Source organism: Steroidobacter denitrificans, assembly GCF_001579945.1.
Classification (GTDB): domain Bacteria; phylum Pseudomonadota; class Gammaproteobacteria; order Steroidobacterales; family Steroidobacteraceae; genus Steroidobacter; species Steroidobacter denitrificans.
The window spans coordinates 1,091,563-1,105,955 of sequence record NZ_CP011971.1; the positions used below are offsets into that span (position 1 = coordinate 1,091,563).

The 14,393-nt window shown below is 48.8% G+C and carries 12 protein-coding genes; all 12 read left to right on the forward strand.

Going from position 1 to position 14,393, the window contains the following annotated elements:
- Nucleotides 1-18: 18 nt before the first annotated feature.
- On the forward strand, nt 19-834 hold the full coding sequence (locus ACG33_RS04755) for a class I SAM-dependent methyltransferase (RefSeq protein ID WP_210399175.1): 816 nt from the start codon (nt 19-21) through the stop codon (nt 832-834).
- Between the two features lie 559 nt (nt 835-1,393).
- Nucleotides 1,394-2,305, forward strand: coding sequence for a GumC domain-containing protein (locus tag ACG33_RS04760; RefSeq protein ID WP_066919157.1), 912 nt, complete (start codon nt 1,394-1,396; stop codon nt 2,303-2,305).
- A 1,056-nt stretch (nt 2,306-3,361) separates the two neighbouring features.
- Nucleotides 3,362-4,723 (forward strand): O-antigen ligase family protein, encoded by a 1,362-nt coding sequence (locus ACG33_RS04765; protein ID WP_157071669.1) that lies wholly within the window; start codon nt 3,362-3,364, stop codon nt 4,721-4,723.
- A 17-nt stretch (nt 4,724-4,740) separates the two neighbouring features.
- Nucleotides 4,741-6,147 (forward strand): polysaccharide deacetylase family protein, encoded by a 1,407-nt coding sequence (locus ACG33_RS16025; protein WP_157071670.1) that lies wholly within the window; start codon nt 4,741-4,743, stop codon nt 6,145-6,147.
- 49 nt (nt 6,148-6,196) lie between these two features.
- On the forward strand, nt 6,197-6,802 hold the full coding sequence (gene hisH, locus ACG33_RS04770) for an imidazole glycerol phosphate synthase subunit HisH (RefSeq protein ID WP_210399176.1): 606 nt from the start codon (nt 6,197-6,199) through the stop codon (nt 6,800-6,802).
- Nucleotides 6,796-7,563, forward strand: coding sequence for an AglZ/HisF2 family acetamidino modification protein (locus tag ACG33_RS15635; RefSeq protein WP_083536455.1), 768 nt, complete (start codon nt 6,796-6,798; stop codon nt 7,561-7,563). The genes hisH and ACG33_RS15635 overlap by 7 nt, the downstream gene beginning before the upstream one ends.
- On the forward strand, nt 7,529-8,680 hold the full coding sequence (locus tag ACG33_RS04775) for an N-acetyl sugar amidotransferase (RefSeq protein WP_083536456.1): 1,152 nt from the start codon (nt 7,529-7,531) through the stop codon (nt 8,678-8,680). Before ACG33_RS15635 ends, ACG33_RS04775 begins: the two co-directional genes overlap by 35 nt.
- Complete coding sequence (locus ACG33_RS15640) at nt 8,613-9,839, forward strand: glycosyltransferase (RefSeq protein ID WP_168160021.1); 1,227 nt, start codon at nt 8,613-8,615, stop codon at nt 9,837-9,839. Before ACG33_RS04775 ends, ACG33_RS15640 begins: the two co-directional genes overlap by 68 nt.
- Before the next feature lie 12 nt (nt 9,840-9,851).
- Nucleotides 9,852-10,967, forward strand: a complete 1,116-nt coding sequence (locus ACG33_RS04785) for a glycosyltransferase family 4 protein (protein WP_083536458.1) — start codon at nt 9,852-9,854, stop codon at nt 10,965-10,967.
- Nucleotides 10,968-11,047: 80 nt separating this feature from the next.
- Entirely contained in the window at nt 11,048-12,316 is a 1,269-nt protein-coding gene (locus ACG33_RS04790; protein WP_083536459.1) for a glycosyltransferase family 4 protein, read from the forward strand.
- Between the two features lie 106 nt (nt 12,317-12,422).
- Nucleotides 12,423-13,190 (forward strand): class I SAM-dependent methyltransferase, encoded by a 768-nt coding sequence (locus ACG33_RS04795; protein WP_083536460.1) that lies wholly within the window; start codon nt 12,423-12,425, stop codon nt 13,188-13,190.
- 49 nt (nt 13,191-13,239) lie between these two features.
- Nucleotides 13,240-14,379, forward strand: coding sequence for a DegT/DnrJ/EryC1/StrS family aminotransferase (locus ACG33_RS04800; RefSeq protein WP_066919169.1), 1,140 nt, complete (start codon nt 13,240-13,242; stop codon nt 14,377-14,379).
- Nucleotides 14,380-14,393: the final 14 nt, after the last annotated feature.

Consider the following 14,393-nt stretch of genomic DNA (forward strand, 5'->3'; position numbering starts at 1 on the left):
GCAGCATGTAACTTGCAATTGGAACTGGTCGATATGGGTTTGTTAGACGAATACTGGGAGAGCAGGGGACGACAAGAATACTCGTATCGTGGAGAAATATTTTATACGGTAACGCCAATCCCGATGTATTTCGAGCGCCGATCAATGCTGCTTGGAATGATGGACACTGCTATCGCTGGCATCAAGGCAGAACGCATATGCGATTTCGGGTGTGGAGATGGCTACTACATGGCTCATTTCTCAGCTAAATTTCCTGGTAAACAATGGACAGGCATCGATATGTCCGCATCGATGATTGAGAGGGCGCGGATCGGATGCCCTCACGCAGAATTTCACGTTTCCAATGACGGAATACCGACAGGAAAAAAGTTCGATCTTGTCTATGCAATAGCCGTGTTCGCTCACATACTGGATGATAAAATTTTGGACAAGTTGGTGAACGGAATAGCGGAAGCATTGCGTCCAGGCGGGCACTTCATACTCTTTGAGCAGACGGGGGCGGCGGCCAGCGGCAGTACCTGGAGGCGAAGGCCAGCAGAGGAGTACATCTCTTTGATGTCCCGAAATGGTCTGGACCTGACAAATAGAAGCTTGATTGCCTTTCCTATGCATCGGAGATTCGAAAAATCGATTCTCGGTTGGTACAGGAGATATCTTTGTTCAGGGGATGATCTGAATGCACGCGCGATATATTCAAATCGATCATTGTTGTTTCGATCGTTGAGCCGACTTGCCTTGATACTCGATGGAAAGAGGGTACGGTCTGACGATGGGCTCATTGATGGAAATACCTTCTACATTTTTAAAAGAAGGTCATATGTAAATTCGATGTAGTCTAGAAAGTTTCTTGCTAAGGATAGGTATGTTCTTGGTACCTAATCTGTCTTATAGGGAAGTGGAAGGTGGTTTCCTGAGCAGGTAGTACTCCAAGTTGGAATCAACGATTGGGAATCTCAAAATTGAAAGTTGACTGCTTTAGTGCGCCTAAGCGATGCTCGAAGAGCGTATGCGTCTGTTCCTAGGGACTGTAAAGGGGCGCGGTATTATTACTCGCTAGCGCCCCAAAGATTTTGGTTAAAGCATGCAAAGTATTAATTATAGCGAAATTAGTTTTGCCTATCGTACGTTGTCTGATGTTAGAAGAGAGACTGAAGGGCAACTCTATCCAGGAAGTTTCAGATCAGAAGAAGAATGGATCGGCTAGAGCAACGAGAAGCTCTGCTAGAAGTTTAGGCGTAAGGAATGTACTGGTAGATATTGTTGTACGGACCTAGGATCAGCGCGGTTACCAAAGATATAGACTAAGAGCTGGACGGAGTCTTTTGGTCAGATGAATTCGCCCTCAAATGAGCGATAGTTAGAAATTTTTGGGCCCTCGATAGAGGAAATTTGAATGACGCTACTTGAGTTTTTTTTTATCGTAGGACGATATCGCTGGTTGCTACTAGCGACGTCATTGACGATTGGGACGTTAGCTGGATTATACGCGGCAAGTAAGGAACCTTTATATGGGGCCGAGGTCACGATGATGCCGGCTGGGACAGCAGAGGAGCTAGGGGTCACGTCTCGTCTAGGGGGGCAGCTTGGAAGCCTCGTAAGTTTGGGCGGATTCGGTGTAAGTGTTGGTGCAGCAAAGGACGAAGCTCTAGCCATACTCAAATCGCGCCAGTTCACCGAGGAATTTATAGATGATATGGGTTTGATGAAAATTCTCTATTCATCCTTGTGGAATTCAAAAGAAGAAAGGTGGCTTGCTGAAGAAGGAACCCAAATTCCAACAATGGGATCAGCTTATCGCAGGTTTCGTGATTCCATACGATTCATTAAAGAAGACCAAAAGACCGGATTAGTATCTTTGGAGATTCGTTGGTTCGACCGAATCCAGGCGGCCGAATGGGCGAATGCCATGATTCAGCGGTTGAATGAGCGAATGCGCTTGAGATCTATTGAACAGGCAGAAAAAAGTATAGCGTACCTTAATAGTCAGCTTGAGGCGACAGCGCTAGTGGAAGTGCGGCAGTCCATCTTTGGACTGATCGAAAAGAATATTCGGCAGATTATGCTGGCAAGAGGAAGGGGTGAGTTCGCGTTCAAGATAATTGATCCTGCTGTTCCAGCTGAGGAAGATAACGTTTTGAATGTACATCCATCTCTATTCGTGGCATTGGGTACTATAGTTGGATTGATGTTTGGTCTCATGATCTCATTCGCTCACTTTTTCCTAATAGTTGACAGTCGTTGGAAACTAAGAGCTTCTAACGAAAAGGGTCTTCGCGGCGTTGCTGCGGCCGAAAAATCACCGTGAGCGTCATTTCGTTAGAGCCTCTAAATGAATCAAAGCGAATGAATGCAGATTTAGCCGAAACAGAATAACTCATCTTAGCCTACGACTTGATCTGGCGTTATCCTAACGCGTAGTGGGGCGCAGGGAAAAGTCAGATGATGCAAGATCAGAATATTATCAAGAACAAGCTCGGATTTTTGAAGCTGGCGCAAGCCCTTAGCGCCGTATCGGCAGCCTAATCATGGATTTCAGCTGTGACAACTTCTATTGAATCTAGGAGTTGTATGAAATTGGAGGTGAAGCGGCATTGGCGAATGTCTCGTGGAAGAGGTGGTAGTAGGATTTCGCAACAACCACGAAAACTTGTACAGGCGCTATGTTACGAACGAGACTACGAAGATGTTGATAGATGAGGAAATCAAGCACTGGACAGCTCGGCGCAAGAGTACACTAGGGCTCGAGATAATTCAGGCGAGACGATGGTGGTCGAGGCGGCGTTCGAGTAGGTTCTGATTGCCCGATTCGATATGCCGGGATACGCTTTCCGCTGCTCCTGCTTAGCTCCGATAACTGATTGGTCTTTAGCTAGTCGCGGCTATGCGAGGCTGGTTCACGGCTATGGGTTGTGCCAGAAGTGCATAACGCCGCACAGCCCAAGCAAACGGGATGATCGGAAGAGCGATCTGAAGACTCAAGGAGAAATGCATGCACCGGAGTTGATTCGAGATCCTGCAGGGTACTAAGCGGGTGATCAGTGGCCGGCTCAGTTTACTATAACAACTGGCGGCTACATTTGGCGCTTGAGATAAAAACATCCATTGAAGAATTCGCAATAGCGGCCCGACCTGTGCAGGTTCCATTGAGTCATTATATGGAGGGCCACGATGCCGAGCAAACGTACTCCGGAAGGTACCGCTATGGAAAGGTATCAATGCAAGCATTCATCGGGAATGCCAAGTTCACGTAATAAGCAACGAACGGATTCAGCCAATATCCGAATCAGAAGAGGAAGTCTAGTCTGTATCTTCATCAGATCAAATTTTGGGCGGCACAAAAAGCTGTAATTTGGAGAACGATGTGATACTTGCGCCTTCTGCAGAGCGTTCTACAGTATTTACTGTTGCTCGCAATTCCCTGTGGATGCTGGCATTGATTCTTCCTTTTCTGGGGCAGGCATTTCCTTATGGCGTACCGTTGTTTTTTCCTTGTGTCCTCATGTGTTTCGTTTTATCTATTCTGTGTGCTGCGTGGCATAACGGATTCTTGGCAATAAGAATCGGCTGTGGTGCCTTTCCACTGGCCGTAGTGCTTGCGCTAATGTTCTTCCTATACGGTCTACTTCTGTCGGCGAGTTGGGATATTTCCTTGCATTCAGAGATAGCCAATTCCGTAGCTATCATACTTCTTTGGATTGCTACGATAAATAGACCGTTTACCCAAGAAGGTATGAAACGTGTCGTCAACTGGTTTATGGTTTTTATGATCTTAGTTGCAATAATCCTAGCGCTGCTAGGGTTGATTAAGTTCTTACTCTTTCTTCGAGGTCATCGACTGGCGTTTGTCGAAGCGGCGTCCGCTGGGAGATATCCTTGGGGAACATCACTTACCGTTGACTATAATATGTATGCGTTATCGATACTCGCAGGGGCCATAGGTACGCTCTCATGGTTGCTTAGTACGCATAGCACTATTAGGCGCATCGTCGCGTCTGGACTTTTTATTGGATTGTGTGTTGTTGGATTTCTCGCCGGTTCCAGACGCTTCTGGATAATTGCACCAGTTTCCTTTGCTTTACTTACATTGGGATTGATCCGGCAGCGCAATGGATCAACCGCTAGAAGGGGCTTTGCGGTTCTTTTTATCATGTTAGCAGTCGGTGCCGTGGCGCTTTATAAGACTGACACTGTCGACTGGAATGAGCTCATGGGTACTGGTTGGGATCTCCAGTACCGTCTAGCTACGTTGCTGGATGCCGAGAGTAGTGGTGGGATGGAGGGCCGGTTTTCGAGGTGGCAATTTTCATTGCATCTCTTGACTGACATGAGAGTTTGGGTTGGGAATGGGTTCGATTATTTATCGTTATATAGTTGTAAATTTGAGGATTGTAGCGGAGCAGGGTATCCGCATAATCCTTTGATTTCAGCACTTTTGTATGCCGGTGTCCCTGGCATGCTGTCGGTGCTGGCGTTGGTTCTCTACTTTATGTATTGCGGCATGCGGTTACTGTTAATGGATCGCGGTATGCCTTTCTTAGGGACGCTATTGATTGTCCATTTACCGTTCACCATGATTTCTTCCAACGGCCCATTTGCTGTTAAATCGATTTTTGTGATTGGACTACTTTGTAGTTTTTATCTTTGGCAGGAGATGCGCTATCAAGAAAAGGATGGATCGATGCGCTTGCAACGCCTTTTTTCTGGTTTTCGTGGGGCTCTCTGAGAGCAAATCTCAAGACCATGAATTCTTTGATAATCGAAATTCCTCCTGGAATGGAAGTCGAGCGAATATATGCGGTTCGCACGATTTTTGGATTTATTACGAATGTTGATCTGGATATTGTAGCCGTTGAGGCGCCATCTCGTTTTATTCGGATCCGTTGTCTGGATAGGCTTGGTTGCGTAGAAGTTGTGGATCACTTCTTTCCACTATTTGAGCGTATGCCATTCGATGCCGCTACGCTTCCTGCAATCGAGCTAGATGAGTGGGAATTGCCCGATTCCTTTCAAGTCCATGAGAAACGTATTCCTGTGCTCTATGGAAGTCGTCTCGATCATGGTGAATACTTATACAAAACAGACAAAAAAATATGTTTAGGCGTTGATGTTTTTGGTAGTGCATTTGTAATGCTGACTCGATATGAAGAGTTAGTATTACAGGAAAGAGATAATCACGGACGCTTTCCCTGGAAGGCTTCTGTGGGAGTTCGCTCTAGTGTGCACGAGCGCCCTATTGTTGACGAATATGCTGAGGTACTGTTTCGTGCAATGTTTTCACTCTGGCCATCCTTGCCAAGAAAAGATGGCCAATATCGTGTCTCCCTAAGTCACGATATTGATCGTATGTTCTCGATGAAGAAAGCGTCATGGAATACGGTAGTGCGAAATTGTGCGGGAGACATCTTACGACGACGAGATCCGTGGTTGGCGGCAAAGCGTATGCTATCGCATACAGGTACAGCCTCAGCAGAATGGCGTTTCGAGCCGTATAACACGTTTAACTATATATTTAAGCAAAGCGAACGCTTCGGTCTGAGGAGTGCCTTCTTTCTAATACCGCATTCCACGGAGCCGAGGTGGGATGGCGACTATTCTCTGGAGGATCCTCGCGTACAGGAACTGATCACTGCCATCCATTCCCGTGGCCACGAGATTGGGCTACATGGGAGCTATCAATCGTTCGATCAACCAGAATTGCTATCCAGCCAATTTAAACAGTTACTCGATCTTACACGGAGTCTAGGAGTGCACCAAGAGAAGTGGGGAGGACGGCAGCACTATCTCCGCTGGTCTGCCGCCAACACATGGAGAGTTTGGGCGGATGCCGGCCTTGATTACGATAGTACCGTAGGCTTTGCAGAGCGAGCAGGATTTCGTTGCGGTACTTGCAGAGAGTATCCAGTTTTTGATTTACGGCGTCGAAAGGTGCTGACCTTGGTCGAAAGACCGCTGATCGCCATGGATGTTAGTTTTCAGTCTGCGCAGTATATGGCGCTTAGTTTAGAGCAATCGCTGGATAAACTGCGAAAGCTAGCAGATATCTGTCGCAGCTTCAGGGGGAACTTTACGTTACTTTGGCATAATACATCGCTGATTTCCCGATCAGAGAGGTCTTTCTACAATAAAGTTTTAGAGGCAGTTCAGTGACAGCGATCTGGCGTTAGATGCGAGTGGCAGACACGATATGATCACTATAGTGAACATCGATATTGGGAATGTTGGTTCGATTGTTAATATGCTCAGGAGAATCGGCGTTCGGACGCTCATCTCAGATATCCCTGATGATATATCGCAGGCGGAGAAATTGATTTTGCCTGGGGTCGGCGCATTTGGTGCGGGTATGGAGGGTCTGAAGCGCAAGGGGCTCGTGGAGGCATTGACGGAGGCCGTCATGCAGCGGCAAGTGCCGATATTGGGTGTGTGTCTTGGCATGCAGTTATTGGCGGAGTCCAGCAAGGAGGCGTCATGCCCTGGGTTAGGTTGGATAAGAGGAAAAGTGGTTCGGCTCCGTCCCGAAGACCGTTATCTGCGAGTACCACATATGGGATGGAATACCGTGAAGCCGATACCTGGCGCTGCCTTGTTCGATCCAACGGCGGATGAGCCGCGCTTCTATTTCGCACATTCATTCTATATGGACTGCGCTGATCGTGTGGATGTCGTAGCTGAAGCGACTTACGGCTTCACTTTCCCGGTTGCGGTCCAGAAAAGGAACGTCTTTGGGGTTCAGTTCCATCCCGAGAAGAGTCACCGCTTTGGCAGGGAGGTATTACGTCGGTTTTCGGAGTTTTCTATATGCTGATACCGAGAGTAATTCCGTGCTTACTACTAACGGGTTCTGGATTAATTAAGACGCGCCGATTCAGGCATCGACGCTATGTCGGTGACATCATCAATGCGGTCAGGATATTTAATGATAAAGAGGTTGATGAACTCCTAGTATTAGATATCGATGCAACGATTGTTGGCTACGAGCCACGGCTAGATATCATTACCAGCATCGCAGGAGAATGCTTTATGCCGTTGGCATATGGCGGTGGAATTAGTTCAATGAAGCAAGCGGAAGAGCTTTTCACTGCAGGGGTCGAGAAAGTCGTAGTTAATTCAGCAGCCATTCGTCAACCGGAATTGATAAAACAAGTCTCCTCAAACTTCGGATCTCAAAGCGTTGTTGTGTGCATTGACTATAAACGGAACTGGCTCGGTCGTGTACATACTTATATAGAAAGTGGCAGAAAATGTACGGGGATGACACCCCTGGAACATGCCGGCTATGTTGAAGCGCAGGGTGCCGGCGAGATTATAATTCAGTCGATAGAGCGTGATGGATGCCGTATGGGCTATGATCTAGATCTGATACGCCAGATTGCCTCTGCCACAAATGTTCCTTTGATTGCCTGCGGCGGTGCTCATCAGCTAACTGATTTTTCTGCAGCCATAGATCGCGGCGCTTCTGCTGTTTCTGCTGGAAGCATGTTCGTCTTTCACGGTAAGCATCAAGCGGTTTTAATCACTTATCCTGAGCGTCATGAACTCGAATCTATATTTCAACGTGCTGCCTGAAAAGCTCGCTGCTATCGAAGAACGTCGGTTGTGTACCCGCTGCATCATGGATACAAGCGATCCAGATATCAGCTTCGATGATAGAGGCATATGCAGCCATTGCAGGGATTACGATATATTGGTTTTACGCCAGCAGCGTTCCTGCACGACTCAATCGGCTTTCAAGCGTATCGTGGAGGAAATTAGTTCTCATGGAAAAGGACGACCGTATGATTGTTTGATCGGTTTGAGCGGCGGCGTCGATAGTTCATATTTAGCATATGTTGCACGGCAAGCAGGACTCCGGCCATTGGTTGTGCACGTTGATGCTGGATGGGATTCCGAGCTGGCAGTTAAGAATATAGAAAAACTAGTCAGGCGGCTTGATCTTGATCTGCATACTGTTGTTGTGGATTGGGATGAGATGCGGGATCTTCAAGCGTCATTCATGCGTGCGGAGGTGCCTAATCAGGATATTCCGCAGGATCACGTATTTGCGGCTGCCGTAATGAGTACGGCTGCGAAACACAATATTCGCTACGTGCTCAATGGCAGCAACACATCAACTGAATCGATCATGCCGAGAGCCTGGGGCTACAACTCTTTAGATTTACGACATCTTCGAGCGATACATCGTCGATTTGGAACTCGTAAACTTAGAACCTATCCGACGATTAGCTTCTTCGAATATTACGTTTATCATCCAAGAATCAGGGGTATCCGTACGATCCGGCTGCTCAATTTCCTTGAGTACGAGAAGGCGAAGGCCATAGACATACTACAGCAACAGCTGGGTTGGAAATACTATGGCGGAAAACATTATGAGTCCACATTCACAAAATTTTTTCAGGCGCACTATTTGCCGACAAAGTTCGGATACGACAAACGGCGGGCGCACTTATCGAGCCTGGTGGTCTCGGGTCAGCTGAGCCGCGAGCAGGCACTCCTGGAGATGCAGCAACCACTGTATGACCCACGTCAATTACTGGAGGATAAAGAGTATATAGCAAAAAAACTCGGAATCCCGTTCCAAGAGCTCGATGACATCCTCGCACGTCCAGGAAAGCCGCATGCTGATTATCCGAGCAACGAGCGATTGTTTCGTTTTAAGGATTGGCTTATTAAAAAAAATGGTTGATCAGCCGATGACAGATTCTCGTCGCACCATCGTGCACGTATTTCTTTCGCCAATACAACACGAAAGTCGCCTAGTTAAGGAAGCTAGAAGCATATTGGCTGCAAATATTGTGCATCACATATGCGTATTCGGCATCTGGCGGAAAGGCCTGTCCGAACTTGAGACACTTGAACCAGGGCTGATAGTTCGGAGAATTCACCTTCGCTCAGGCAATTGGCCAAATTGGCTTATCTTTCAGGCGTTCAAGTATCTTGAATGGTCGCTGAAAATTGTAAGACGAATTGGTAAGGAGATACCTATAGTTGTGCATGCTCACAGCCTGGCTGCGCTTCCTGTGGCTGTGCTGGCAAAACTTATGCATGGATTCCCTATAGTCTATGATGCACATGAGCTTGAAACTGAGAGAACGGGATTGCGCGGAATACGCCGTTGGCTAGCGAGGACAACGGAGTGTCTGCTGATTCGTAGAGCAGACGAAATAATGGTCGTTAGCGATGGTATCGCAGACTGGTACTCGCGTGTTTATAGGATACCACGCCCACATGTTGTAAGAAATGTTCCACTTGCGGCTATGTCTAACCGAAATACCAGTGAACTTCGTGAAAAATGTGGCATCGGTAAGAGCGAGATCTTATTCCTGTATCTAGGAGTGATTGGTCCAGGACGAAGCATTGAAAGATTATGCCGTGTGTTTTCTAGAGCAAGTTCTGGTCGACATTTGGTGTTTCTCGGTTACGGCGCTCTTGAGGGATTAGTGCATGACTTTTCAAGAGAGTATCCGAATATTCACTTCGTGGAGGCAGTACCTCCATCCGAGGTCGCATCAAATCTACGAAGTGCAGATGTGGGTATTTGTCTTATCGAGAATGTAAGTATGAGCTACTGGCTGTCGCTTCCGAATAAACTCTTTCAGTGTCTTGCTGAGGCTGTTCCAGTGATGATCAACGATCTTCCGGAGCAAGTGCGATTTGTTAAGGACTTCCAGTGCGGATGGATTGTTCCGCCGACAGACGAATCGCTATTGCAGCTGATTGATTCAATCGGTCGAAAAGACATAGAAGTATACAAGAATGGGGCATTGCAAGCGGCCGAGACACTTAACTGGGATGATGAGATTGTTCCTTACGTTGATTTTTGCCGCCGTGGCATCGTTTCGTAAACAGTATTTGACATGATCATCGGCCATCTAACATCGGCGCACCCAGTGCACGACGTAAGAATTTATATCAAGCAGTGTCGCACGTTGCAGAAAGCGGGTTATCAGGTTGTTCTTATAGCGCCAGGAAGTAATACGCATCAGCAAGGATCTGGAATTCAGATAATTTCTGTCAGGAAGTGGCGCAACAGGCTTGTGCGGATGATCGCCACTACCTGGGAGGTTTTTCTTCGAGCTATATCGTCGAAAGCGAAAGTGCTGCACTTTCATGATCCAGAGCTGATACCGGTTGGTCTAGTTCTCAAGTTATGCGGTAGACGAGTGATCTACGACGTACACGAGAACCTACCTGATCAAGTGATGAGTAAACCCTGGATTCCTAGGGTGCTTCGAAGGTCCATTTCAAAAGCGGTGAATGTAATCGAACTTGTAAGTGTACGAGCATTTGACGCAGTCGTAGCTGCAACCCCGAAAATTGCATCCAGATTTCCTGAAAGGAAAACTGTTGTCGTACAGAATTTTCCGATTCTTTCGGAGTTTTCTAGGAGAATAAAAGGTCAATCTAATATCCGGCATTGCACTTTGGTCTACGTGGGTGGCATAGCAGAAGCCAGGGGGATTATCGAAATGATTGCAGCCACAGAGATCGCGCGGCACATGGGATTAGATGTGCGATTGGTCATTGCCGGAGAGTTCCTCAGTGAGGAGTTGATGAGGCGAGTAATGGCGATGAATGGTTGGAAGTTCGTCGATTATCTCGGTTGGCAATCGCGTGAACAGATTGCAATGGTGTTGTCGGAGTCGCTGGCGGGCATGGTTGTTCTGCATCCGACATTAAGTTATGTAGATGCTTATCCGGTAAAGCTATTTGAATACATGGCAGCCGGAATTCCCGTAATTGCATCGGACTTCCCATTATGGAGAGAGATCATACAGGATGCGCATTGCGGATTGCTTGTGAATCCCTTGGACCCACAAGCAATCGCTAATGCGATACTTTGGCTTTCAGAGAATGAACAAGAGGTGAAACGTATGGGGGAGGCGGGAGCTTTAGCTGTCGAATCGAGGTTTAGTTGGGCGAACGAATCTGCCAAGCTTATTGATCTTTATTCAAGATTCGCGGTGTCGTAAATGAGCGTTGACTTGTCCAAATTAAGAAAATTCTTCGAAGTGTCGCTACTCATTCAAGATATTGATCGTAGATTGGCTTCATGCACGTTTGGCTGATTCAAATCGGCGAACCATTGCCAAGCGATCCCGGCAATCCTAGGCTGTTACGTACGGGGCTGTTGGCATCAGAACTTGCCCGGCGCGGCCATAGGGTTACCTGGTGGGCAACAACCTTTAGACATTCGTCCAAGACTCATCGATCCGATTGCGATACAGTTATTACTGTTTCCCCCCGATACCGGCTGATGCTCATGCATTCGCCGGGGTATTCGTCTAATGTTTCGCTGGCTCGCTTTCGAGATCATCGTGCCCTGGGCAGGCGCTTTCGAGAATGGGCATGTCAGGAAGATACTCCCGATCTTATCCACTGCGGATTTCCGACAATTGAGCTGGCCTATGAGGTGGCGCTGTATGCCGGGGAGCGAAGATTGCCCTGGGTAATCGATGCACGCGACATGTGGCCGGACATCTACGTCGAGGCGGTACCTTCCTTTATTCGGCCAGTCGCGCGACGTTTATTGCGATCGGATTTCGATATGACGCGTGAGGCGTTTCGGCGCGCGAGCGCGATTACAGCGCACGCACCTGGATTCGTTGAGTGGGGGCTGGATTATGCCGATCGTAGCCGGAGGACGATGGATCGCGATTTTCCCTTTGCCTATCCCATACATCCTCCAACTGCAGAGGAAGTCGCTGGGGCTGAGCGCTTCTGGATTGAGAAAGGTTTGACTGGCGTAGCCAATGAATTTGTCATTTGTTTCTTCGGCACATTTACTGAACGCAAGGAGCTGGATGTAGAAACCGTGCTGAGAACGGCTCGCGAGCTTCGACAACAATTGCCCCAGGTAAAGTTTGTCCTGTGTGGTACCGGTCCGGCGGAGGCACGCTACATTGCACTGGCTGCTGAGTTAGGGAATGTTCTATTCCCTGGTTGGGTCGACTACCCGCAGATTTGGACGCTTATGCGGCGGGCGAAGGTCGGGATACTGCCGTATCTGCCCAGCGCGGACTTCATCGCCAGTATGCCCAACAAGTCGATCGAGTATCTGTCAGCCGGACTGCCGGTGCTGACCTGTTTGCGGGGAGGATATCTGCAGACTGTATTGGAAGAGGGTGGATGTGGCATTTTCTACCACGGGGAAACACCGGGTAGTCTCAAGGAGGCCATCCAGCATCTGGTGTCGGACCGCGGCGGCTTGCAGACTCGACGTTCGGCCGCCGCACGCCTTTTTGAGCAGCGATTTCGCGAGGATCGCGTCTACAGTCAAATGGTTGACCACCTTGAGCTTATGCAAAGTAGCGACGCCTGAGGGGAGGATTTCAGAGAACGGACCTGTGCGACTGAGCAAGGCTAAGCGGCATTCTGGTATATTGCGCACCCAAATTTCACGCACCTCGGATCAATACGTGTCATCGATGGAAACGAATTACGCGGAAGTTACTGAGATCGCGGGTGAGCCTATTACCGCAGAGCAACTCTTCCGACTTAATCACCGATATGCGTGGGCGGTAGGCTATTGTGGCGGCCGGGATGTCGTCGAGTGCGGTTGTGGTACAGGCCCGGGACTGGGGTTGCTGCAAGGAGCTTCACGTACTTTCGAAGCTGGGGATATCAGTCCCTTAATGGTTGAAGTAGCGCGCCGTCACTATGGCAGCCGCGTGAGGGTGTCGCAGTTCAATGCGGAAACGTTGCCATTCGCTTCGGCGTCTAAGGATGTCGTACTCTTATTTGAGGCTATTTATTATTTGCCCGATGCGAGCCGGTTCGTGCGTGAATGTAGGCGGGTGCTCAGGCCGGGCGGGTATATGCTGATCGTGACCGCGAACAAGGACCTTTGGGACTTTCATCCGAGTCCCCACGCCTACCGCTATTATGGTGTACTGGAGCTGAGCGAGCTATTTGCGGAATACGGCTTCGAGTGCGAGTTCTTTGGCTTTCAGGACGTGCGACGTACTGGATGGCGTCAGCGATTGCTCCGGCCGGTCAAGCGATTCGTTGTTGCTATTGGGCTGATGCCAAAGACGATGGCCGGCAAACGCTGGATCAAGCGCATCGTATTTGGGCCGTCGCTATCGATGCCTGCCGAGTTGTCACCAGGGTACTCGCTTGAACTGCTCGAGCGAATAGATGCGGGCTGCCAAAATGAGCATCACAAGATCATTTACTGCGCCGCGCGACTTTGATGTTGACCAGCGATTCATATGATTACGCTAGACATTAGAGAGATATAGCATGATCGCGCACCGTCAGATTCCCTTCTTCGACTACCCCTCGCTCTTTTCCGAACTGGAAGATGAGATCATGACTTCCGTGCGCGATGTCTACGCGCGCGGCGCCTATATCATGCAGAGCGACTTGTTTAATTTCGAGGCGGAACTCGCCGCTTATCTCGGAGTCAGGCACGCCATAGGTGTAGCTGACGGAACCATGGGTTTGCTACTTCCCTTGCTCGCGCTCGAACTGAAGCCGGGTGATGAAGTTCTGGTACCTTCGCACACGTTTGTAGCGTCCGCCGCAGCCATTCACCACGCCGGCGGCACACCTGTATTGGTGGATTGCGGGCGTGATCATCTGATTGATCCTGCATCGGCAGGCGCTGCTATCACACATCGAACGAAGGGAATCATGCCTGTCCAGTTGAATGGGCGCACGGCTGACATGGACGTGATCACCGATATTGCTCGTGAACATAGTTTGTTTATCGTTGAGGATTCGTGTCAGGCGCTTGGTTCACGGTTCAAAGGAAAGTTTGCAGGGACGTTCGGCGTGGCTGGCTCAATCAGTTTTTACCCCTCGAAAACTCTGGGGTGTTTCGGGGACGGCGGAGCTGTCATCACTGACGATGACGAGATGGCCGAACGGGTGCGTATCTTACGCGACCATGGCCGGGGTCAGGATGGGGATGTTTTGGCGTGGGGTTTCAACTCAAGGTTAGATAACGTGCAAGCTGCGATACTGCGTATCAAGCTGAAGCGCTACGACGGGTATGTTGCACGCCGACGTGCTATTGCATCTATTTACCAGGAAAGACTTGGAGGCCGTCATGAATTGTTGTTGCCGCCAGCTCCTGGATTTCAGGATGAACATTTCGATATTTTCCAGAACTACGAAATTGAAGCGCAGAACCGTGATGAGTTACGAACGTATCTAGAATCGCGCGGGGTGAAGACCATTCTTCAATGGGGCGGCAAGGTTCTCCATCAATTTTCGAAACTAGGATTGGGAGCGCCCTTGCCCTACGCAGAGCGTATGTCGCAACGGTTCATGCTACTACCGATGAATACGGCACTCTCGAATGATGACGTACACTATATTTGTGATTGCATCGACGGGTTCTATGTTGCGAACTCTCAGGCGGCCGCGTCTGCCTGAGTTGGTAGGAAATT